The sequence below is a fragment of the Polynucleobacter sp. AP-Latsch-80-C2 genome, from assembly GCF_018882185.1.
Taxonomy (GTDB): Bacteria; Pseudomonadota; Gammaproteobacteria; order Burkholderiales; family Burkholderiaceae; genus Polynucleobacter.
In genome coordinates, this window is sequence record NZ_JACVOY010000003.1 from 184,770 (window position 1) to 205,669 (window position 20,900).

Annotated in this window: 21 protein-coding genes; 18 read left to right on the plus strand and 3 right to left on the minus strand. The window is 45.1% G+C overall.

The window, feature by feature from the left end:
- Positions 1-8 precede the first annotated feature (8 nt).
- Together ICN47_RS05285 and ICN47_RS05290 are read left to right on the plus strand one after the other, a co-directional pair.
- Positions 9-1,013 (plus strand): galactitol-1-phosphate 5-dehydrogenase, encoded by a 1,005-nt coding sequence (locus tag ICN47_RS05285; protein ID WP_216218844.1) that lies wholly within the window; start codon positions 9-11, stop codon positions 1,011-1,013.
- 20 nt (positions 1,014-1,033) lie between these two features.
- Entirely contained in the window at positions 1,034-2,182 is a 1,149-nt protein-coding gene (locus tag ICN47_RS05290) for an iron-containing alcohol dehydrogenase (protein ID WP_216218845.1), read from the plus strand.
- Here the strand turns inward: ICN47_RS05290 and ICN47_RS05295 are convergent.
- Entirely contained in the window at positions 2,177-3,049 is an 873-nt protein-coding gene (locus ICN47_RS05295; protein WP_216218846.1) for a LysR family transcriptional regulator, read from the minus strand. The genes ICN47_RS05290 and ICN47_RS05295 overlap by 6 nt on opposite strands.
- Before the next feature lie 145 nt (positions 3,050-3,194).
- On the opposite strand from ICN47_RS05295, the gene soxC reads away from it, so the two are divergent.
- The 9 genes from soxC (at position 3,195) to ICN47_RS05340 (ending at position 10,505) form a co-directional block, all read left to right on the plus strand.
- Positions 3,195-4,454: a sulfite dehydrogenase gene (gene soxC, locus ICN47_RS05300; protein ID WP_216218847.1), complete on the plus strand. Its 1,260-nt coding sequence runs from the start codon at positions 3,195-3,197 to the stop codon at positions 4,452-4,454.
- A complete protein-coding gene (locus ICN47_RS05305; RefSeq protein WP_255538927.1) occupies positions 4,444-4,983 on the plus strand; it encodes a c-type cytochrome in 540 nt (179 codons plus the stop codon). Before soxC ends, ICN47_RS05305 begins: the two co-directional genes overlap by 11 nt.
- A 108-nt stretch (positions 4,984-5,091) precedes the next feature.
- Positions 5,092-5,823: a succinate dehydrogenase/fumarate reductase iron-sulfur subunit gene (locus ICN47_RS05310; protein WP_216218848.1), complete on the plus strand. Its 732-nt coding sequence runs from the start codon at positions 5,092-5,094 to the stop codon at positions 5,821-5,823.
- A complete protein-coding gene (locus tag ICN47_RS05315; protein WP_216218849.1) occupies positions 5,820-6,170 on the plus strand; it encodes a succinate dehydrogenase in 351 nt (116 codons plus the stop codon). Before ICN47_RS05310 ends, ICN47_RS05315 begins: the two co-directional genes overlap by 4 nt.
- A complete protein-coding gene (gene sdhC / locus ICN47_RS05320; RefSeq protein ID WP_255538928.1) occupies positions 6,167-6,526 on the plus strand; it encodes a succinate dehydrogenase, cytochrome b556 subunit in 360 nt (119 codons plus the stop codon). Before ICN47_RS05315 ends, sdhC begins: the two co-directional genes overlap by 4 nt.
- Positions 6,527-6,537: 11 nt before the next feature.
- Positions 6,538-7,413 carry a fumarate hydratase gene (locus ICN47_RS05325; protein WP_216218850.1) on the plus strand — a complete coding sequence of 292 codons (876 nt, stop codon included), beginning with the start codon at positions 6,538-6,540 and terminating at the stop codon, positions 7,411-7,413.
- Between the two features lie 10 nt (positions 7,414-7,423).
- Positions 7,424-8,035 carry a fumarate hydratase C-terminal domain-containing protein gene (locus ICN47_RS05330; RefSeq protein WP_216218851.1) on the plus strand — a complete coding sequence of 204 codons (612 nt, stop codon included), beginning with the start codon at positions 7,424-7,426 and terminating at the stop codon, positions 8,033-8,035.
- Positions 8,032-9,753 (plus strand): L-aspartate oxidase, encoded by a 1,722-nt coding sequence (locus ICN47_RS05335; RefSeq protein ID WP_216218852.1) that lies wholly within the window; start codon positions 8,032-8,034, stop codon positions 9,751-9,753. Before ICN47_RS05330 ends, ICN47_RS05335 begins: the two co-directional genes overlap by 4 nt.
- Positions 9,754-9,764: 11 nt before the next feature.
- Positions 9,765-10,505, plus strand: coding sequence for a sulfite exporter TauE/SafE family protein (locus tag ICN47_RS05340; protein ID WP_216218853.1), 741 nt, complete (start codon positions 9,765-9,767; stop codon positions 10,503-10,505).
- Between the two features lie 49 nt (positions 10,506-10,554).
- On the opposite strand, the gene ICN47_RS05345 is transcribed toward ICN47_RS05340, so the two are convergent.
- Complete coding sequence (locus tag ICN47_RS05345) at positions 10,555-11,541, minus strand: tripartite tricarboxylate transporter substrate binding protein (RefSeq protein WP_216218854.1); 987 nt, start codon at positions 11,539-11,541, stop codon at positions 10,555-10,557.
- A gap of 203 nt (positions 11,542-11,744) precedes the next feature.
- Here ICN47_RS05345 and ICN47_RS05350 point away from each other — a divergent pair, with 203 nt between their 5' ends.
- The 6 genes from ICN47_RS05350 to ICN47_RS05375 are packed head-to-tail and all read left to right on the plus strand — an operon-like array spanning position 11,745 to position 16,937.
- Positions 11,745-12,674, plus strand: coding sequence for a hydroxyacid dehydrogenase (locus ICN47_RS05350; RefSeq protein ID WP_216218855.1), 930 nt, complete (start codon positions 11,745-11,747; stop codon positions 12,672-12,674).
- Position 12,675: 1 nt separating this feature from the next.
- Positions 12,676-13,689, plus strand: coding sequence for an Ldh family oxidoreductase (locus ICN47_RS05355; protein ID WP_370626264.1), 1,014 nt, complete (start codon positions 12,676-12,678; stop codon positions 13,687-13,689).
- Between the two features lie 27 nt (positions 13,690-13,716).
- Positions 13,717-13,998 (plus strand): flagellar biosynthesis protein FlgA, encoded by a 282-nt coding sequence (locus ICN47_RS05360; RefSeq protein ID WP_216218856.1) that lies wholly within the window; start codon positions 13,717-13,719, stop codon positions 13,996-13,998.
- 41 nt (positions 13,999-14,039) lie between these two features.
- Positions 14,040-15,212, plus strand: a complete 1,173-nt coding sequence (locus ICN47_RS05365) for a UxaA family hydrolase (RefSeq protein WP_216862614.1) — start codon at positions 14,040-14,042, stop codon at positions 15,210-15,212.
- A gap of 10 nt (positions 15,213-15,222) precedes the next feature.
- Positions 15,223-15,942 carry a GntR family transcriptional regulator gene (locus tag ICN47_RS05370; protein ID WP_216218857.1) on the plus strand — a complete coding sequence of 240 codons (720 nt, stop codon included), beginning with the start codon at positions 15,223-15,225 and terminating at the stop codon, positions 15,940-15,942.
- A gap of 5 nt (positions 15,943-15,947) precedes the next feature.
- The gene (locus ICN47_RS05375) at positions 15,948-16,937 is read left to right on the plus strand and encodes a YeiH family protein (RefSeq protein ID WP_255538929.1); all 990 of its coding nucleotides are present in this window, start codon (positions 15,948-15,950) and stop codon (positions 16,935-16,937) included.
- Here ICN47_RS05375 and ICN47_RS05380 read toward each other — a convergent pair.
- Positions 16,934-18,562 carry a methyl-accepting chemotaxis protein gene (locus tag ICN47_RS05380; RefSeq protein WP_216218858.1) on the minus strand — a complete coding sequence of 543 codons (1,629 nt, stop codon included), beginning with the start codon at positions 18,560-18,562 and terminating at the stop codon, positions 16,934-16,936. The two genes, ICN47_RS05375 and ICN47_RS05380, sit on opposite strands and share 4 nt — an antisense overlap.
- Positions 18,563-18,691: 129 nt before the next feature.
- Here ICN47_RS05380 and ICN47_RS05385 point away from each other — a divergent pair, with 129 nt between their 5' ends.
- Entirely contained in the window at positions 18,692-20,899 is a 2,208-nt protein-coding gene (locus ICN47_RS05385; RefSeq protein WP_216218859.1) for a chemotaxis protein CheA, read from the plus strand.
- The last annotated feature ends 1 nt before the right edge of the window (position 20,900 follow it).

A 20,900-nucleotide genomic window follows, 5' to 3' on the forward strand; every position in this document is an offset into this window, starting at 1 on the left:
TCGTAATTATGAAAGCCTTGGTCTATACACAGCCAAATGAAATGCAGATCTTAGATCGTTCTTATCCTTCGCTGGATACTGAGGAGGTGGTACTCAAGATTGAGTCGGTGGGTATTTGCGGAAGTGATATGCACGCTTTTCATGGTCATGACCCTAGAAGAAAGCCGGGCTTAGTTTTAGGGCATGAATTTGCTGGAACCATTGCTGAAACCAGATCTTCGCTTTTTACCAAAGGGCAGAGAGTTACAGGCAATCCATTGATTACTTGTGGCCACTGCGAATATTGTCTGCAGGGAAGAAATAATTTGTGCGCGAATCGCACTATGGTGGGAATGACAAGACCGGGAGCTTTTGCTGAATATATGAGTATTCCTGCGAGCTCATTGATTGTCATACCCGAAGGCCTTAGTCTGGATGCTGCTGCATTGACTGAGCCAGCAGCCACTGCTGTTCATGCAATTAACTTATCAATGCGAGCCCTTCAAAGACCTATTCAAGAATGTCGTGTTTTGATATTGGGTGGTGGCGCTATAGGAATGCTTTCTGCGTTGCTCTTGAAGCATTACGGGGTTGATGATTTAACGGTTGCCGAAGTAAACCCATTGCGCAGAAAAGCTATTGTGCAACATGTTGGCTGCAAGACGCTCAATCCTATTGATGAAAAAATAACTGAAAATTCAGTTGAATTTGTGATGGATTGCGTCGGTGCTGTAGTTACTCGCAACACAGCACTGGCTGCCGTAAAGCCGGGCGGTGTGATGATGCATGTAGGCCTTCAGGATTGGGCTAGCGAAATTGACATGAGAAAGCTTACGCTTGCTGAAATCACGCTGCTTGGAACCTACACCTACTCCACGGTTGATCTTCAAGCCACCGTTAATTTGCTCGCTCGCAATGCCTTTGGCGACTTGTCTTGGGTAGAAAAGCGGTCTTTAGATGATGGGCCTCAGGCCTTTAGTGACTTACATGCTGGAAAGACAGCTGCTGCAAAAGTTCTCCTAAAACCGTTTTAAATAATCGCGGGTTACTCAGTATGCAATTTGTCTTTCATTCCACGCCCTCTATATTTGTAGAAAGAGGGGGCTCGGCCAGCCTTGCAAAAAAAATTCTGGAACGAGGCGGCAAATCTGTCTTAATTGTTACGGACCCCGGCGTTCTTTCTGCGGGCTTGCTAGATAAAGCGCTTCCCCCATTTAAAGAGTTAAAGCTCCCATTTCAGATTTTTTCCGATGTTGAGGCTGACCCTCCAGTCCCCGTAATTAATCAGGCGGTGAAGGTAGCGCAGGACTATAAAGCGGATTTCATTGTGGGCTTTGGTGGCGGTAGCTCGATGGATGTAGCTAAGCTTGTTGCTTTGTTAAGTCCTGGCACTGAAAATCTTGCCGACATATACGGCATTGGAATGGCCAAAGGACCAAGATTACCTTTGATCCTGGTGCCTACAACTGCTGGTACAGGTTCTGAGGTAACGCAAAGCTCTGTAGTAACTGTCAGTGAAAGTGAAAAGAAGGGTGTTCTCTCACCCCATCTATTGCCAGATTTAGCAATATTGGATGCAGAGTTAACGCTTGGCTTGCCGGCCCACGTAACAGCCGCTACAGGAATAGATGCGATGGTCCATGCTATTGAGGCATATACAACCAAGCATCTTAAAAACCCGATGTCCGATTGCGTAGCCAAAGAGGCTCTACGTTTATTGGCAGGAAATCTTCATCAAGCCGTTAACTCTGGAAGCGATATTGTTGCGCGTGAAAACATGTTACTCGGTGCTTGTCTTGGAGGTATGGCATTTACTAATGCGCCAGTAGCAGGAGTTCATGCATTGGCATATCCGATTGGCGCAAGATTTCATGTGCCTCATGGCTTGTCCAATTCCTTAATGTTGGCCCCGGTAATTCGCTTCAATATTGAAGTGGCACATTCCATGTATGCAGAGCTCGGGCAGATCATTAAACCAGGACTTAAGGGTACAACTATCGAGCAGGCAAATGGATTGGCTGAGTATTTAGGCGGACTTGCTGGTGAGCTCGGTTTACCACAGCATTTAGTCGAGGTCGGCATTGCTGAGAGTGATATTGACCAGTTAGCCAAGGATGCCATGTTGCAAACCCGCCTTCTAAGCAACAGTCCACGTGAGATCACGCTCAGTGATGCTGCTGCTCTATATCGAGAAGCGCTATAGAGTTGATAAAAAATGTTGCTTGATGGCTAAAGTAATGTTTTGTCGACCATGCTTTTTACGCTCGAGCAATCCAACCTTACGATAGATTGCTTTTCCTGGTAATTCTTGAATCTTGAGTTGGCGGTCGCTTGACCAAGCAATATTAGCTAGCTTTGGAACAATGGAGTATCCAAGACCTTGTCTTACTAGCTCAATAATGGCTTCTACTGAGTTGAGCTCCATGCCATCTTGAATCTTGAGTTTATTAGCTCGAATCGTTTGATCTACAAGATGTCCTGTCCAAGTATTTCTCTCAAAGCGAATAAAGGGCAGTGGCTTATCAGTGCCGATAGAGCCTTTCTTTGGTTTGGGGGCGCTTGGATAAATCAAGATCATGGGTTCTTTATAGAGTTCGGTCCATTGGACGTTTTGCGGTAGGGCAAAAGGAGACTCTGTCACAATCGCAGCATCAAGACTGCCCTCAATCACTTGGTCTAAGAAGTTGCTAGATAAGCCTGCAATTAATTTAATCTCAAGCTCTGGATAGTGTTGCTTTAACTCATTGAGTGTTTTGCCAAAAGCACCCATGAGTGTTGAGACCAGCGCACCTAAAACAATAGTCCCGCTTAGATCAGTCTTGAGATTTGCTCCCAGAGCTTCGTAGCGTGCAATGATTTCTTGAATTGGCTCTATTAAAGATCGGCCATGGCTATTTAGCGTAAGGGATCGTTTGGTCCTATCAAACAACTCAATACCAATTTCTTGCTCTAGTTGTTGTAATTGTTGCCCCGCAGCAGCAGCAGTCAGGCCAATTTCTCTCGCTGCAGCCGCCACACTCTTATGCCGAGTAATGGCAAGGAAATTTTTGAGGACTTTGATGCTGGACATGCTTTCTATTATAAATATATTCTTTATCTCAAAGAAAACAATTCTGAATTATTCTTTATTCCGCATTCCCCATTTTTTATTTCGATGTTATGGTGTAAAAAAGAACTTGCATAATTAAGATGTAGACTACGGAGGCAATGTAAAAATGTCGGATATCAAGAGTAAGTCACAGCGGCGCACATTTTTGAAAAAATCATTGACGGTCGGATCCAGTATTGGTGGATTGATTGCTTCCAAAAGTGTTGCTGCCCAATCAAATAGTTCAACCTTTTTAGCAATCGACCCATGGACAAAGGTTCAAGGTTCTACCTTTATTAATCCTCCATATGGATTGCCCTCAAAGTACGAAAAAAATGTAGTTAGGGTTCTTCCATTGCCGCCACCAACTTTTTTGACTGGCTCAAGAACACCCCTGCAAAATTTGCATGGAATTATTACTCCAAATGGCTTGGTATTTGAGCGGCATCATGCCGGCATTCCTGATATTAATCCTGACCAGCATCGCTTAGTAATTCATGGTCTTGTTGATAGGCCTATGATATTCACGATGGAAGATATAGTTCGCTTCCCATCAGAGTCGCGAGTATATTTTTTAGAGTGCTCTGGTAATAGTGCTGCTGAATTAAAGAAGGCAAGTGGGAAAACCGCACAGGAAATCCATGGACTGCTTTCTTGCTGCGAATGGACAGGTGTTCGCCTGTCAACAATTTTGCAAGAGTGTGGCGTTCAGCCAACTGCAAAATGGGCGCTAGCAGAAGGGGCTGATGGTGCTGCTATGACCCGTAGCATCCCAATGAGCAAGATGATGGATGATGCGCTATTGGTATACGCACAAAACGGTGAAATGTTGCGAGCCGAACAGGGATACCCGTTGCGCCTCTTTTTGCCTGGATACGAGGGTAATATGAGTATTAAGTGGTTACGGCGAATTAAGTTAGGTACTGAGCCTTGGCAAACGCGCGAAGAAACGTCTGCATATACTGATTTACTTCCTAATGGTAAGGCTGAGCAATTTACCTTTGCCATGGATGTTAAGTCGGTGATCACCCAGCCCTCGGGAATGATGAGATTGAAGTCAAAGGGCTTTTATGAAATCTCTGGGTTTGCTTGGTCTGGAAATGGCGGAATAAAGCGTGTTGAAGTGTCTCTGAATGGCGGGGCATCTTGGGCGCAGGCGGTTTTACAAGAACCTGTGATGGATAAGTCCTTGGTTCGCTTCCGTTTTCCATGGATGTGGGATGGGACTCCAGCCATGCTGATGAGCAGGGCAATCGATTCTAGCGGGGATATACAACCTACGATGGAGGCTTTGCTTAAAGCCAAGGGCCCCAACATTTTTTATCACAATAACGCTATTCAACCATGGCGTGTGGCAGCGAATGGGGAGATTACCAATGGTCGCTAGTCGAAGCATAGTCAGGGTCCTAATTGGTGGAGTTGTGCTTGGAATGATTGCTGCTTGTGCTAGTAGCTATCAATCTTCCGGGCCCATTGGTCTTGGCAAGCCTATTACTGAAAATCAAATACGACTATGGAATATTGACATCAATCCAAAAGGGGATGGATTGCCTGAAGGTTCTGGTACTGCAGTTGTTGGGGAGACTCTCTATCAGCAGCAGTGCGCCTCCTGTCATGGTGATAAGGGTCAAGGAGGAATAGCCAATCGACTAGCTGGCGGAGGCGGGTTAAATACAAATACACCAGTCAAAACGGTTGGCAGTTTTTGGCCATACCCAACCACCATATTTGATTACACGAGAAGGGCAATGCCCCATAACGCACCTCAATCTTTAAGTAATGATCAGTTGTATGCGGCAACCGCCTATATTCTATTTTTAAATAAGATTATTGCTAAAGATACGGTTATGGATGCCAAGTCTTTACCCTTGGTGCAAATGCCCAATAGGGATGGATTTATCCCTATCGAACGTTAAGCCCCATCTTCTTGTCACTTTAAATACCTCTTTGAGATAAATTAATACTTTATCTCAAAGAAAAATATATTCGATTTATTTTTTACTATCTATCGATATAATGAATCCATGTCAAATATGGATCTCAAAGTAAAAGTCTGGCGCGGAGCTGAGCAGGGCGAGTTCGTCGAGTACTTGGTACCACGCAACTCCAATCAAACGGTTCTGGATGTTGTGACCTACATCCAGCGAAAACTAGATCCTACGCTGAGTTACCGCTTTGCCTGTCGTGTGGGTATGTGTGGATCATGCGCAATGACGGTGAATGGGGTAGCGCGTTGGACTTGTCGCACCCATGTGTCGCAGATCTTAGAGGGTGACTCTCTCGAGATAGCTCCATTAAATAATTTACCAGTCATTAAAGACCTTGCCACTGATATGCGTGAGTTTTTTAATAAATGGAAAGGCGCTGTTGGCTTCTTTAAGGGCAATCAAACCCGTCATAATGATTTTGCCAAAGTAGAGCCGCAGTCTGAAGAGCGTCAATTGGCGAATGCAGGTATTGAATGTATTGGTTGTGGGGTTTGTTATGCGTCTTGTGAAGTGGTCGAAGCACGACCAAATTATCTTGGCCCCGCAGCGTTAAATCGGGCATGGACATTAACCAATGACATTAGAGATATTCAGCAACTCGATCGCCTTCATGCGGTAGCGGGTGATGCTGGATGTCATGCCTGCCATACGCAGGGGTCTTGTACGGAGCGCTGTCCCAAGGGGATTGAACCAACCGCAAGTATTGCTGGCCTAAAAAAATTAGTTGCTAGAGCTGCAGTAAAGGGCAGTAAGTGGGGCAAGCTATGAGTGCAGCAGTAATGCAAGCAAAACTTTGGTATGCCCAAAGAATTAGTGCCATGATTCTCGGAATCTGTGTGGCTATTCATCTAGTCATTATTTTTTATGCCATCAGGGGTGGTTTAAGTGCCCAAGAAATACTGGGGCGCACTCAGGGTAATTTGGCTTTCGCGCTTTTTTATGAGATCTTTGTTTTAGCGTGTTTTGTGCACGCTCCAATTGGGGTGGCCAATATTCTGCAGGAGACTTTACCTAAAAGTGGAATTGCAAAACCTGCTTCTTGGTTGTTAGCTATATTAATTTTGACTCTAGGAACTACTGCTGTAATCGGCGTTTATAGCGGAGGTGCGCTTTGAGCTCAAGACCAAAGATGGATTACAGAGCAAAGAGTCACTTATCGTATTTTGCTTATGCCTGCCATCGTTTTTCTGGCTTGCTTTTAGCCTGCTTCCTACCTTTGCATTTCTTGATGCTCTCCCAGTCTTTGCGTGGTGCTGCTGGTTTTGAGTTAGCGCTTGGTTTAACAGATATATGGGTCTTCAAGTTTGGTGAGTGGACATTGGTCATACTGCTGGCTATTCATTTAGCGGGGGGAGTGCGCCTACTCATGATCGAGTTTGGTCCTTGGCGCGGCTTACGTAAGGGCTGGATTCAGGCTTCTATTTTGTTTGCAATGATTTGCGGACTTTTATTTCTATATTTTGCTAATTAGTTAGGTTACTTATGCAGTTATCAATGAATTTGGTGGAAGAGGCTTGTAAAGAGCTTTATATTCGCGCCCTCAAGGTGCTGCCAGATGATATTAAGGCGGGAATTGATCGACTAGATCGCGCTGAGACTGATGGCCGTGCCCAGGTCGTTTTGAAAACCATGATTACTAATATTGCAGTAGCTGAGCGAGAAGATAACTTACTTTGCCAAGATACCGGTCTGCCCATTTATAACGTCAAGATTGGCAGTAATGTTCAATATGATGGCATGGCGTTAATGGCAGCTATTCGCAAGGGTTGTGAGCGCGCTACAAAAGAGTACCCCTTGAGATCATCCGTAGTACATCCCATTACCCGCAAAAATAATCACACTTCATGTGGCATTGATATGCCTGCAATCCATATCGATTTTTCTGATGCATCAGAAACGGTTGAGATTGAAATGGTTCCTAAGGGAAGTGGATCGGAAAACAATTCTTTTCTTAAAATGGCAATTCCAGCTGATGGGATTAATGGCGTTAAAGCATTTGTGATTGAGAGCGTTGTTTCTGCTGGAGGTAAAACCTGCCCTCCAACAATCGTAGGGGTTGGTGTGGGTGGAACATCTGATCAGTGTGTTGCGATGGCAAAGAGAGCAGCAGTTCGTCCTCTAGGAAGCTCCTGTTCAGATGAAGAGGGCGCAAAGCTTGAAAAGGAGTTGAGTAGCGCGGTAAATCAGCTTGGCATTGGGCCACAGGGTCTTGGTGGTGATGGCACCGCATTTGCTGTTCATGTTGAGCTTGCGCATACCCATATCACGCTAAATCCGGTTGCAGTCAATATGCAATGTCACTCTGCTCGGAGAGCGCGTGCAACCTTTACGCCTGCGGGCGTAAGTTACGGATTCTAAGGGGATATCGATGGCGCACTATGTTCTCCAAACTCCAGTAAACGAAGATGATATTCGTAAGCTTCGTATTAATGACACTGTAACCTTGCAAAATACATTATTTGGTATTCGTGATGCCACGCAAATACATATCTTTGATCATGATCGTAAAACACGTTTTGATCTCAATGGTCATGCTGTAATTCACACTGCACCCAATGTGCGTAAGGTGCCAGTAAGTGATGAGTTCCCTGCTGGCTATCAAGCTATTTGCATTGGCACGACAACTTCCGATCGCATGGAGCGTTTCACCCGTCCTTTGATGACGCAAAAAGGTGTTCGCATGATTGTGGGTAAAGGTGGCATGCGAGAAGGTTCTGCGGAGGCCTTTAAAGAACTCGGCGGAGTTTATTTGGCCATTATTGGTGGTACTGCGGCTTTGGAGACCACTTGGATTGAGCAAATCGAAGATGTGGATATGGACGATCTCAACCCAGAGTCGCTCTGGCGTTTCAAGATCAAAGATTTTGGCCCTCTCTTAGTGGCTATGGATAGTCATGGCGGCAGTATTTATCAAGAAGTGCGAGGCGATGTTGCGCGCAAGAAAGAGGCAGTATTAAAGAGTCTTGGAATTACATCATGAGCGCGATACCTACCATTGATACAGATATATTAATTCTGGGCTCTGGTGGTGCTGGCCTCTTTGCCGCATTGCATGCACACCAGGCAAATCCAAATTTACACATCACGATTGCTGTTAAAGGGTTATTGGGTAAATGTGGTTGTACACGGATGGTGCAGGGGGGTTACAACGTTGCTCTCGCGGAAGGCGACTCTGTTGAGCGCCATTTTATGGATACGATTGAAGGCGGTAAGTGGCTATCAGATCAAGATCTCGCATGGACGCTAGTCAGTAAAGCTGTAGAACGTATTCATGAACTCGAGAATGAACTCGGATGCTTTTTTGATCGCAACCCTGATGGCACTGTTCATCAAAAAGCTTTTGCTGGGCAAACTTTTGACCGCACAGTTCACAAGGGTGACTTAACGGGAATTGAAATTATTAATCGCTTGGCAGAGCAGGTTTGGTCAAGAGGAATTCATCGCCTTGAAGAGCATCGCGCGATTGAGCTGATTCATAGCAAGGATGGAAAGTCTTTAGCGGGTGTCTTGATGCTTAATATGCAGACAGGACAATTTACATTGGTGCGTTCTAAGGCCGTTTTGTTAGCCACTGGCGGCGGGCCTACTATGTATAAGTACCATACGCCATCGGGTGATAAGAGCTGCGATGGATTGGCGATGGCCTTACGTGCAGGTCTGACATTGCGTGATATGGAGATGGTGCAGTTTCATCCAACAGGCCTTTTAGCCGGACCAGGCACACGAATGACGGGAACAGTGCTAGAAGAAGGGCTCCGGGGCGCAGGCGGATACTTACTCAATCGTAATCATGAGCGCTTTATGGGTAATTATGATCCCCGTAATGAGCGCGCTACTCGAGACATTGTCTCAAGATCGATTAATTCAGAGATTCGTGCAGGACGCGCTACGCCCAATGGCGGAGTCTACATTCAGATGAGTCACCTTGGACCTGAGAATGTTCGTAAGCAATTTAAGGGCATGGTAGAGCGTTGCGCTGATAGCGGATTTGATTTGGCTGGCGACTTAGTTGAGGTGGTGCCAACGGCGCACTACATGATGGGGGGCCTTGTTTTTAAGAAAGATTGCAGCACTGATTTGCCTGGACTGTTTGCAGCCGGTGAAGATACTGGTGGCGTGCATGGCGCTAATCGCCTTGGTGGCAATGGGGTTGCAAATTCAACAGTATTTGGTGGTATCGCTGGTGAGGCAATGGCTGCTTGGGTGAGCGGGCAATCCTTACGTGAGTGCAACATGGATGAAGTGTATGCCAGTATCAAAGCCCATGAAGAGCCACTGCAAAAACCTGCTGGGGATATTGAAGCGATACGCGATGCGCTTGCTGAGTGTATGTGGGATGACGTTGGTATTTCAAGGACAAAAGAGAGTTTGCTGCGTGCTCGTAATACCTTAGAGCAGTTAGGTGCTTCATTGGAGCAAATGGGTGTGGGCAATCTTCAACGTGAATATAGTGTCACATGGCAAGATTGGATGAATTTGCAAAACTTAATCTTGGTTAGCAAAGCCGTGACTGAAGCAGCGATTGCCCGCGAGAATTCAAGAGGAGCTCATTACCGTGATGATTTGCCCGAGCCAGGTTCTTTAGAGGGCTCGTATTTCACGGCAGTCAAAATGCTAAATCAAAACTTGCTGATAGAAAATAGACCGGTGAATTTCACTATGGTTAAGCCAGGCGAAACGATTCTGGTTGAGAGCTAATTATTTTTGATTTGATTGAGCCATATCAATTTGGTTTGGCAACCCTGATTATCTTTGGCGCCTATTTTATTTTTGGCGTCTCTGGATTTGGCTCCTCGATTGTTGCTGTACCCCTTTTGGTGCAGATGTATCCCCTTAAAGCAGTGGTCCCCATGATGGTCATTATTGATATCTGTGCTTCGCTGTATCTAGGCAGAAAATCTTCTGCGGATGCAAACTTCAAGGAGCTCAAGTGGCTATTTCCCTTTAGCTTGGTTGGGATGGTGCTGGGAATAGTCTTGTTAATTCAGGCGCCAAGCGAACCTTTATTATTGACTCTAGGCTGTTTTGCTGCGGCTAATGGAGTACGGGTCTTATGGCAAAGAAACAATGAAGCACCTGCGCCCATCAATAAATGGTGGGCTGCTCCCTTTGGATTTTTTGGGGGAACTTTTACGGCCTTGTTTGCTACGGGTGGCCCGATCTATGTTTCCTACTTGGGCCTAAGAATCAATGACCCAAAAGCATTGAGAGCCACAATGGCCTTTGCTATTTTTATGCTGACCTTTTTACGCCTTAGTCTTATGTTAGTAACGGGATTAATTTTGAGCTGGCCTGTTATCGGGCTAGCTATTTGCCTAATGCCCGCAACCTTCCTTGGGATTTGGCTGGGAACACATGTCCATAGCAAACTCAGTAATGCAGCGATGCGGGTTGCCTATGGATCTATTTTGATTTTTTCAGGAACGATGTTATTGATTCGTCAGCTCTAAAAAGAAAAAGGCGAAGAAAATATCTTCGCCTTTGTGGGGTAGCGGCATCCTACTGAGCGCTAATATTGCGACCCTTAATTACTTTATCCCAAATTACTGACTCAGCTTTGACTTGTGACTCAAATTCTTTCTGGTTGTTAACTACTGCTGTCAAACCATTCAAATCTAGACTGGCTTTTAATGCATCAGAGCTAACGGCTTTAACGGTGGCAGCATAAATCTTTTCGGTAATCGCCTTGGGCGTGCCTGCTGGAGCGATTAATCCAAACCAGCCAGTAGATTCAAATCCAGGAATGCCTGCTTCGGCAACTGTAGGCACATCGGGCAATTGTTTAGAGCGTTTTAAGCTGGTTACAGCAAGAGGCTTAATTTGACCTGCCTTAGCAAACCCTGTTGCCGCTGTTAAGTTACCAACCATAAAGTCAATTTGTCCTGCTACTAAATCATTGATCGCAGCAGACTCACCTTTATAAGGTACATGGGTTGCTGGAATATTGGCGGAATAAGTCAGACTCTCAGCGGCCATATGAACTTGGCTGCCGATGCCAGCAGAACCAAAATTGAGATCCTTAGTTTTTGCGTAGGCAATGAACTCGGCAAGATTCTTTATGGGTAGTTTTGTACTCACGGATACCAGCATCGGACCACTGGCTACATTGGTGATGTATACAAAGTCCTTGGCATAGTTGACGGGTAATTTCTTATAGAGGAACGGATTTACTGTAAGCATGCTACCTGAGGCAAGCATGATGGTGTAGCCATCGGCGGGTGACTGCGCTACGTACTCTGCTGCAATGTTTCCTCCAGCACCCGGTTTATTTTCCACAATCACATTTTGTCCAAGATCTTTTGTGAGTTGTTGAGCGAGTAGGCGCCCCAGAATATCGGTGGTGCCACCTGCAGCAAAAGGAATAATGAGTTTGATGGGTTTTGTTGGCCAGTTTTGTGCCATAGCTAAAGGTGATGCAAGAAGGGCAAATGCGCCCGCAATCAATGCAATTTTTTTACCTAGCTTACTGATCTGTTGCTTAAACATGCTTACTTTCTCCGATGGTAATTCGATCTAAATATCTTATCTGCATTTGCATCTAAAAATTCCTACGATCTCTATTTATTAGTTATAAGCTTATGTATTACTAGTGTCTCCTCCAGCTCTTGTTTTACGCAATCTCATTCGTAATTGCGTCGCACAATAATGGGGGTGTTGCAAGATATCTAAATCATCTATATGATCTAGATATGTCATCTATTTTGATCTCCGAATTCATCACAAGTCAAGCCCTAGAAACCCTGCGTTCTCAGCATGAAGTTGCCTATGAGCCGGAGTTATATAAAGATCGCCCAGCTTTAATTGCTGCGATGCAAAATATTGAGGGTTTGATTGTTCGTAACCTTACTCAAGTAAATGAAGAAATATTGGTAGGCGCTCCAAATCTGAAGGTTGTAGGGCGTCTAGGTGTTGGTCTTGAGAATATCGAGCTGCCTGCTTGCGCTAAACGCAATATCAAAGTAATTCCGGCTACGGGCGCTAATGCGGATTCAGTAGCTGAATATGTTGTTGGGGCGGCAGTCGCATTAACTAGAGGTTTTATTCCGGCGACGATTGCAACGCTGAAAGGTGAGTGGCCACGTCCACGTTTCTCTAGTTACCATGAGTTTTTAGGCAAGACCATCGGAATTGTTGGTTTTGGCAGCATTGGTAGGGTAGTGGCTAAAAAAGCCCATGCTTTTGGTTTGCAATGCCTGGCTTATGACCCAATGCTCTCTGGTGGTTCCGTAGATCTTGAAGGCTTTTCAGTGCCCTTGCTCTCTTTGGGCGACCTACTTGCAAAGAGTGATGCAGTTACATTACACCTCCCATTTTTACCTGAGACTAAGAACCTATTTAATGCAGCTACTTTGGATCAAATGAAAAAGGGTGCATGTCTCATTAACACTGCTCGCGGCGGAATCGTTGACGAGAATGCCCTTGTGGAACGCCTCCGATCTGGCGTTATTGGTGGCGCAGCTATGGATGTGTTCACATCCGAGCCTGCAAAAGACCTAAGCCACTTTGCTGGAATTGAAAATCTTATTATGACCCCTCATATTGCCGGCGTTACTCACGAAAGCAATGGGCGTGTTAGTCAAATGATCGCCGATGAAGTAAATCGGTTCTTAGGAGCTTAAAGTGAATTTGTCTTATCAAAAGATGGTTGAGTTGGCTTCTGCTGGCCTGATGGCGGCTGGCATTGGTGAGAAGGCTGCCTTGGAGACTGCACAATTTTTAGCGCTCGCTGAATTAGATGGCTTAGCATCACATGGTCTTGCTCGAGTCGCGCAATATGCCGGCCATGCAAAAAATGGCCGTGTTGAACTTTCCCCAAAAATTAAAGTACGACCGTTTAAGACCTCGGCAGCATTAGTGGATGCATGTGATGGCCTGGCGTTTCCGGCACTTCGCTTTGCTACTGACCTCTCTGTTAATTTAGCTTCTAAAACGGGAGTTGGTTTGGTAGCCGTTACTAATAGCCATCACTTCGGAGTGGCCGGCCATTTTGCAGAAGCTGCGGCGCGAGCAGGTTATATCTCCCTCTTATTTGGTAATACGCCAGCTGCTATGCCGATGGTAGGTGGTAGCAAGGCGATTTTTGGTACTAATCCTCTGGCAGCAGCATTTCCTATTGCTAATCGTGATCCATTGGTCATTGATATGTCATTGTCAGCAGTTGCACGCGGCAAATTACTTGTAGCCGCTAAAAAAGGCGAGTCCATTCCCGAGGGATGGGCATTAACGGCTGATGGAAAACAGACTACCGATCCGCAAGAAGGTCTGAAGGGCTTAATGGTTCCCTTGGGCGGAGATAAGGGTGCATTACTAGCGCTGATTATTGAGCTTTTGGTTGTAGGTCTATCAGGCAGTAGATTCTCATATGAGGCTGACTCATTCTTTGATGCCAAAGGTAATCGCCCTCGCATCGGGCAGTTGCTCTTAACGATTGATCCAGGCCTAGCGGGAAGCCAGGTATTTGCCAGAAAAATGCATGATTTTCTGAAGACTTTGGCAGCTGATGCGGGAACACGCTTGCCTGGTCAGCGTCGTTTTAAGCAACGTGCAGCTGGTTTTAAAGAGGGCGTAAATGTTTCTGAAGTGGTTGTAGAAGAAATTCAGGCTGGTATTCGCCAGTCATGGGGTGTTTTGTAGTTCAACAAGATTAAAGAGGAGAAGGTAATGATCCATTTTGTCGTGCATGAGCCAGGAGATGGCGTAGGTGTAGTGGTCGTTGAAGGCGTTAAAGCTGGGGATGATTTGATTGGTTGGGTAATGGACGGAGATATCACTCTCAATATGAAGTCTGAGAGTGATATTCCAATTGGCCATAAAATTTCATTAAATGAATTTAAGCCAGGCGATACGGTGATGAAGTATGGCGTCGATATCGGCAAGGTAGTAGCTCCTATCAAAAAAGGCGAGCACCTCCATGTCCAAAACGTAAAAACTAAGCGCTGGTAATCCAGGCTCTTATTTACCCATTCATTTAGAAAGAAAACAAGATGATTAATTTGAAAGACGCGAGCTTCATGGGTTACCGCCGTGAAAATGGCCGCATGGGCATTCGCAATCACGTATTAATTTTGCCTTTAGATGACTTGTCTAATGCAGCTTGCGAAGCTGTGGCAAATAACATCAAAGGTACTCAGGCTATTCCTCACTCATATGGTCGTTTACAGTTTGGTGCTGACTTAGAGCTACATTTCCGCACCTTGATTGGAACTGGAAGTAATCCAAACGTGGCTGCGGTAGTGGTGATCGGCATCGAGCCACAATGGACCAAAATCGTGGTTGATGGCATCAAAGCTTCCGGTAAGCCGGTAGAAGGTTTCTGGATTGAAGGTAATGGCGATACAGCCACTATCGCCTCTGCTAGTAAAGCTGCCTACCAGATGATGAAGCATGCCTCTAAACAAAAACGCGTTAAGGCTCCTTTATCTGAGTTGTGGGTATCCACAAAATGCGGCGAATCTGACACCACTTCTGGTTGCGGTGCCAACCCAACAGTAGGTGATGCTTTCGACAAGCTGTACGATATTGGTTCTACCTTGGTATTTGGTGAAACTACCGAGTTAACTGGTGGCGAGCATTTGGTTGAAGCGCGTTGCCGTACTCCGGAAGTGAAAAAGAAATTTCGTGAAATGTTTGATCGCTACCAAGACGTGATTGAACGTCACAAAACGAGCGACCTTTCTGATTCACAGCCTACTAAAGGAAATATTGCTGGTGGTTTAACTACCATTGAAGAAAAAGCCTTGGGCAATATTCAGAAGATTGGTAAGAGATGTATCGTTGATAGCGTTTTGGATAAGGGCGAAGAGCCAACTATTCCTGGTTTGCACTTTATGGACTCCTCATCAGCGGCTGCTGAGATGGTGACTTTGTGTGCTGCTGCTGGTTTTGCTGCTCACTTCTTCCCAACAGGCCAAGGTAACGTCATCGGCAATGCCATCCTTCCAGTGATTAAGATCTGCGCAAATCCAAAGACAGTACGTACTATGGGTGAGCATATCGACGTTGACGTATCAGGCATTTTGCGTCGCGAAGAAAATATGGATCAAGCAGGCGATAAATTGTTAGAGTGCCTCTTGCGCACTGCTGACGGTGAATTAACTGCCTCAGAAATTCTCGGCCATCGTGAATTCGTATTAACCCGTTTATACGAGTCTGCGTAAGTTTTAAAGTATGAAATCCCTGACCGCTTATCAAGAAGTAAAGCAAAAGATCACCGAGGATCTGGTCAGGGGACGTTATCCTATGGGGCAGGCCTTGCCTGCCGAAAAGGATCTGTCGAAAGAGTTAGATGTTTCAATAGGAACCCTGCGTAAAGCGGTAGATGAGTTGGTGGCAGAAGGCATTGTTGTCCGTCGCCAAGGCAGGGGAACCTATGTAGCGGAGCACGATTTAAAAAGACTCCTCTATTATTTTTTCCATGTTGTAAAACATGATGCTGATAAAAAAGCAAATCCACGTGTCGAGCTAGTTTCTTTAACTACAGCTACTGCAAGCAAGGAAGAGGCCAGCAAGTTACAAATTAAAGAGAGTGCCCCGGTGTGGCGTTTAGTGAACTGTCTCTATCTGGATAATCAGTGCGTCATGATTGATCAAATCAGCCTAGATAAAAAACGCTTCAAGAACCTTACGCGTGCTGAATTTATTAATCGTGAGGGCAGTATCTATCAGTTGTATCAAATGAAGTATGGGCAAACAGTTGTGCGCAGTAGTGAACGTCTACGCGCAGGCATGGCTGGAAAACAGCATGCTGAGTGGCTGGGCTTAAAGCCTGACTCTCCTGTACTCATTATCAGAAGGGTAGCATCGGGTATACAGGATGAACCGTTGGAGTGGCGAGTCTCTACTTTAAATACCAATCAGCATGAATATTTTAGTGAGCTGGTTGTTTAGTATGTATGTTTAGAACCGTTCAAAAAATTCTTCCAGGCTTGATGGTATGTTTGGTCATTGCAATGTCGACCAGCTTCTTATCGGAAAATTACGGGGGGCCGCAACTGCTCTATGCCTTGCTCATTGGCTTATCCCTCCATTTTTTGTATCTCAATGAAACGGTTAAGCCGGGCATTGATTTTTCTGCGAAGACAGTGTTGCGCTTGGGCGTTGCATTTTTGGGAATTCGGATTACGTTTGCCGATATTGGAGCGATTGGTCTCAGTACCGGGCTGATGGTGATGCTGGCAGTAGCTTCCACTGTTGCTCTCGGCTTTATTTTGGCAAAATTTTTAAAGCTTTCACCTGACTTCGGCCTCATTGCAGGCGGTTCAGTCGGAATCTGCGGTGCATCGGCGGCGCTAGCGGTTGCCTCAGTGTTACCTAAGACTAAAGAGAACGAGCAATTTACCTTATTGGTGGTAGTTGGGGTAACCGTGCTTTCCACTATTGCGATGGTCACTTATCCATTTTTATTGCAGATGATGGATATAGGCGCACTATCTGCTGGAATATTTTTAGGTGCCACCATCCATGATGTTGCTCAAGTAGTTGCTGCTGGTATGTTATTTGGCCCAGAGGCAGGGGATGTGGCTACGGTAGTGAAGCTATTTAGAGTGGCTCTCTTATTGCCAGTAGTGCTCTTCATCTCCATCTTTTTTGGCGCACAAAAATCAACTGCTAAGTTGGGATGGGGTAGCTTACGATTGATTCCAACCTTTTTATTGGGCTTTGTGGCGCTCTCCATAGTGGCATCTATGCAGATATTGCCTGGGGTAGTCACTCAGCAAATTGGCGGTTTATCTCGCTGGATGTTGGTGATTGCCATTGGAGCAGCAGGCTTGAAAACCAACTTTCAGGAATTGGCAAAGTTAGGTTGGCAGCCGGTATTGATGCTAATAGTCGAAACCGTTTTCATTGCGACTATTGGCTTTGTATTTATTTACAACGCTTAACACTCAAATTTAGATACCAAGTCCTTGAGCTTTGCTGCAACTCTTGCCAATTCAGCAGAAGAGTTTTGAATCTCGGAAGAGCCTGATGAAATGCCTCGTGAGGCTATAGCAACCGCTTCTACCGTCTCAGTAATTCTGGCAGAGCTACCTGCAGAGGTCGATATATTGCGTGAGATTTCACTAACAGTCGCCGCTTGCTCCTCTACTGCCGTAGCAATGATGCTGGAGATGTCATCGATCTTGTTAATGATCTGAGTAATTTCTGCAATAGATTCAATGGCTCCCTTGGCATCAGCCTGGATGGCATCGATAGACTGCCCGATTTCATTGGTAGCTTTTGCAGTAGAGCGGGCTAATTCCTTCACCTCATTCGCCACTACGGCAAAGCCTTTGCCTAGCTCGCCAGCGCGAGCGGCCTCAATGGTCGCATTGAGAGCCAAGAGATTGGTTTGTTCGGCAATATCAGCAATAACCGCAACTACCTCGCCGATTTGAATGCTGCTATTGCTGAGTTTGGACATCTGCTGATTAGTACTGTTCGCAATATTGACGGCCTGATGAGCTACACGAGAAGCTTCCATGGCGTTAATTGAAATCTCACGAATGCTAGTGCTAAATTCTTCTGTAGAGGTGGCTACTGACTGAGTATTTTGGCTGACGATATCGGATGATTGCGCAACTTCATTGGCCTGAGAAGAGGTTTCTTCTGCATTGGCATTTAATTGGGCGCTTACCACGGCAAGCTCTTCAGAGGATGCGCTAATCATTAATGCATTGCTACTAATTTCCTGAATAGCGCTACGAAGATTATTTTGTAATGTTTGAGCTGACTGTGCAATTTGACCTACGACGCCAGAATAATCTGAGCCTTCAATAGTGGTATTCAAACGTGAATCAGCTAATGCATTCAGGGCCTCTTTAGTTTTGTGAAGAGGATCAATAATGGAATGTCTAAAGCGAATCCCAATCAGAATACTCAGTAAGATTGAGATGATGATGGTCGCAATTGTAGAGAGGATTGCATAATGCTTTGCCGCCACCACCTCTTCATGATAAAGCTTGGCACTTTCTAATTTAGCGTCTACAAAATCCTGAAGGTTTTTGGTGATACGGGGTTTGAAGCCTTGAAATTTTTCTCCAAAATACATTGCAGTCGCTGCAGATGGCGAACTTTTTTCAAGTAAGGAAATTTGCTCGATAGTGGTGAGATAAATATCAAAGTCCTTAACGAGCTCATTAAATTCAGCGCGAACTTTAGAACGAGTGATATTGGCATCTACCCGCTTGAGGGTTTCTTGTAATTCATTTTTCAACTTCTCAAGTTTTGCTAATGATTGCTCACGTAATGCTTGAGCTTCATTTTTATTTGGAAGAGTCGAGGCAATCAGTAAATGATTCAGTTCAATATCTAAGGAAGCGGCTTCAATTTGTAGCTGCTTTGAATCTTCAATTCCTTTGGCGCCTTGTTCATATAACCAGTTCGCACTTTGACCCATTACCTGGTAACCGTATATCGAAATACCGCCGACGATTACCGTAAAACAAAGGATCAGACCAAAGCTGACTACAAGCTTGGTTTTGACGGTAGATTGTCTGTTGAATTTATCTAATAAGTTACTAAACATTCGGTAAGGCTTCCTGTAGGAGGTTCATGCGTAAGGGAGGCTGTTGGGTGAGGCTTAATATAGGCTAATATCACGTTAGCCCCCATTCTATCCGCCCGCCCAATTAAATGTCTATTACTATTAGCTAACATGGAAAATCACGACGAAATCCTCGCTGAATTTATCCTGGAAGCCCGGGAAATCATCGATCGACTCGATGGCGATTTTGTCCGCCTGGAAGAGAATCCTGGGGATCAAGCTTTGGTGGGAAATATCTTTAGGGGCTTGCATACCCTGAAAGGTAGTAGCGGCTTTTTTTCTCTCAAGCGTTTAGAGAAGCTTTCCCACGCTGGTGAGAGTTTATTGGGAAAAATTCGTGCTGGTCAGGCTGAATTAGATTTTGGGAAATCCACTCGTTTGTTAGAGATGAATGACATTCTCAGAAGCATTATTGAGGGGGTAGAGGCTAATCATGTAGAGCCCTCAGGTGATGATCAAGAATTGATTGCAATATTGCTTGGCTCAAGTTTGACACCCACAACGCAGGCCGAAGAAGCTATCTTTCATCGTGTAGAGCTTGAAACTCCCCAGGTGCCCTCAGAAATTCAGATGGATTATGCGGAGCCTTCAGAATCAGTGACAACTAATGCGCCTGGACAAGAGCTTGTTGTCCCGGTCAAAGTGAATCCTGAAGTGCTTGATAAGCTAATGAATATTGCTAGCGAGATGGTATTGGCACGCAATCGTTTGCTGCCATTTTCGCAACAATCCAGTGATAAGTTGTTTACTAGTGCAGTACGTAGTATTGACCTGCTGACCCTTGAGCTGCAAGAGCGCATGATGAAAATGCGTATGCAGCCCATATTTCATATTTGGGATAAATTTCCTCGCTTGGTCAGAGATGTCTCTGTTGATTGCGGTAAGAAGGTGCGCCTTTTACAAGAAGGTTCTGAAACTGAATTGGATCGCATATTACTCGATAGCATAAGAGATCCACTAATACACCTCATTCGTAACAGCATTGATCACAGCATTGAAACGCCTGAAGTGCGTTTAGAAAAAGGCAAGTCAGAGATCGCCTATTTAGTGCTGCGCGCTGCGCATCAAAATGGTACCGTCATTGTTGAAGTGATTGACGATGGTGCAGGGGTGGATTATGAGCGAGTGAGACAGCGGGCAATTTCTCGTGGCTTGATCAGCCTAGAAAAAGCCCATTCCCTCAATCACAAAGAACTGATTGATTTAATCTTTCTGCCAGGCTTCTCAACGCGCGATACCATTACCAACCTCTCTGGTAGAGGTGTGGGTATGGATGTCGTCAAAAATAATATTGAAAATATTGGCGGCAGTATTGAAATTACCAGCGTTCCTAATGAAGGAACGCACGTTAGGCTAAAGATCCCACTTACCCTAGCTATCTTGCCAACGCTATTTGTCAGGTGCGCCGAAGAGATCTTCTTAATTCCTCAAAATCGTATCCTGGAATTAGTTCGTTTTGCGCCAAACCAGCCCAATAATGGTATTGAGGATTTTTATGGCACGCCAACATTCCGCTTAAGGGATAAATTAATCCCTTTATTGTTCTTAAACGAGCAACTGAACCTAGTGGCAAGTCCACTAAAGCTAAAGCAGAAACTCTTTATTGCTGTGCTGAACTTCAATGGAACTCTTTTTGGTTTGGTCGTGGAAGAAGTTTTGAATATTCAAGATATTGTGATTAAGCCTTTGGGTGAGCTATTAAGGGATATGTCTCATTTTGCTGGTGCCACGATTATGGGTAATGGCGATGTAGCACTTATTTTGGATATCGATGGCATCGCCCGTCAATCTGGCTTGGTTGAGCGCTTGCAAGCGAATCCAATTCGTCAGGAGGAGCTCTATGTGCCGCCTGTTGAGGAGATGATTTCTGTTTTGCTCTTTGAGATACCTGGACTCAACAAGATCGCATTGCCATTAGACTCTATTGATCACATTATTAAGTTAGACCCTTCTCAAATTCAGCAAAACGGTAATCGTGAGGTAGTTTATTTCAACGAGCAGCTAATGGATTTGGTTCGACTTGACCGTTATGTTAGCGGTGGGGATAAAGGTGCTCTCCCAGCTGCGCGCGCCCCAGTCTTAACTTGTCGCTATCGTGATCGTTTATATGGTCTTGTCGTTAAACAGGTGACTGACATTATTGAAGTGCCAGCTAAGTTGCATGAGCTTTCCAGTCCTCAAAAGGGTTTGAATGGCTGCATTATCTACAATGACCAAGTTATTAACGTGTTGGACTTAGAGGAGGTGCTTGTTATGCACAACATCCAAGAAGAGTCTGGTGAATATCCCACAGTAATTGACGTGTATCTACCTAATTGAA

Bases quoted from the DNA above. Each gene is read 5' to 3' on its own strand.
- ICN47_RS05305 (WP_255538927.1), top strand. From the start codon at position 4,444: ATGGTCGCTAGTCGAAGCATAGTCAGGGTCCTAATTGGTGGAGTTGTG.
- ICN47_RS05325 (WP_216218850.1), top strand. From the start codon at position 6,538: ATGCAGTTATCAATGAATTTGGTGGAAGAGGCTTGTAAAGAGCTTTAT.
- ICN47_RS05330 (WP_216218851.1), top strand. From the start codon at position 7,424: ATGGCGCACTATGTTCTCCAAACTCCAGTAAACGAAGATGATATTCGT.
- ICN47_RS05365 (WP_216862614.1), top strand. From the start codon at position 14,040: ATGATTAATTTGAAAGACGCGAGCTTCATGGGTTACCGCCGTGAAAAT.
- ICN47_RS05310 (WP_216218848.1), top strand. From the start codon at position 5,092: ATGTCAAATATGGATCTCAAAGTAAAAGTCTGGCGCGGAGCTGAGCAG.
- soxC (WP_216218847.1), top strand. From the start codon at position 3,195: ATGTCGGATATCAAGAGTAAGTCACAGCGGCGCACATTTTTGAAAAAA.
- ICN47_RS05380 (WP_216218858.1), bottom strand. From the start codon at position 18,562: ATGTTTAGTAACTTATTAGATAAATTCAACAGACAATCTACCGTCAAA.
- ICN47_RS05375 (WP_255538929.1), top strand. From the start codon at position 15,948: ATGTTTAGAACCGTTCAAAAAATTCTTCCAGGCTTGATGGTATGTTTG.
- ICN47_RS05285 (WP_216218844.1), top strand. From the start codon at position 9: ATGAAAGCCTTGGTCTATACACAGCCAAATGAAATGCAGATCTTAGAT.
- ICN47_RS05295 (WP_216218846.1), bottom strand. From the start codon at position 3,049: ATGTCCAGCATCAAAGTCCTCAAAAATTTCCTTGCCATTACTCGGCAT.
- ICN47_RS05360 (WP_216218856.1), top strand. From the start codon at position 13,717: ATGATCCATTTTGTCGTGCATGAGCCAGGAGATGGCGTAGGTGTAGTG.
- ICN47_RS05370 (WP_216218857.1), top strand. From the start codon at position 15,223: ATGAAATCCCTGACCGCTTATCAAGAAGTAAAGCAAAAGATCACCGAG.
- ICN47_RS05350 (WP_216218855.1), top strand. From the start codon at position 11,745: ATGTCATCTATTTTGATCTCCGAATTCATCACAAGTCAAGCCCTAGAA.
- ICN47_RS05335 (WP_216218852.1), top strand. From the start codon at position 8,032: ATGAGCGCGATACCTACCATTGATACAGATATATTAATTCTGGGCTCT.
- ICN47_RS05385 (WP_216218859.1), top strand. From the start codon at position 18,692: ATGGAAAATCACGACGAAATCCTCGCTGAATTTATCCTGGAAGCCCGG.
- ICN47_RS05315 (WP_216218849.1), top strand. From the start codon at position 5,820: ATGAGTGCAGCAGTAATGCAAGCAAAACTTTGGTATGCCCAAAGAATT.
- ICN47_RS05290 (WP_216218845.1), top strand. From the start codon at position 1,034: ATGCAATTTGTCTTTCATTCCACGCCCTCTATATTTGTAGAAAGAGGG.
- ICN47_RS05345 (WP_216218854.1), bottom strand. From the start codon at position 11,541: ATGTTTAAGCAACAGATCAGTAAGCTAGGTAAAAAAATTGCATTGATT.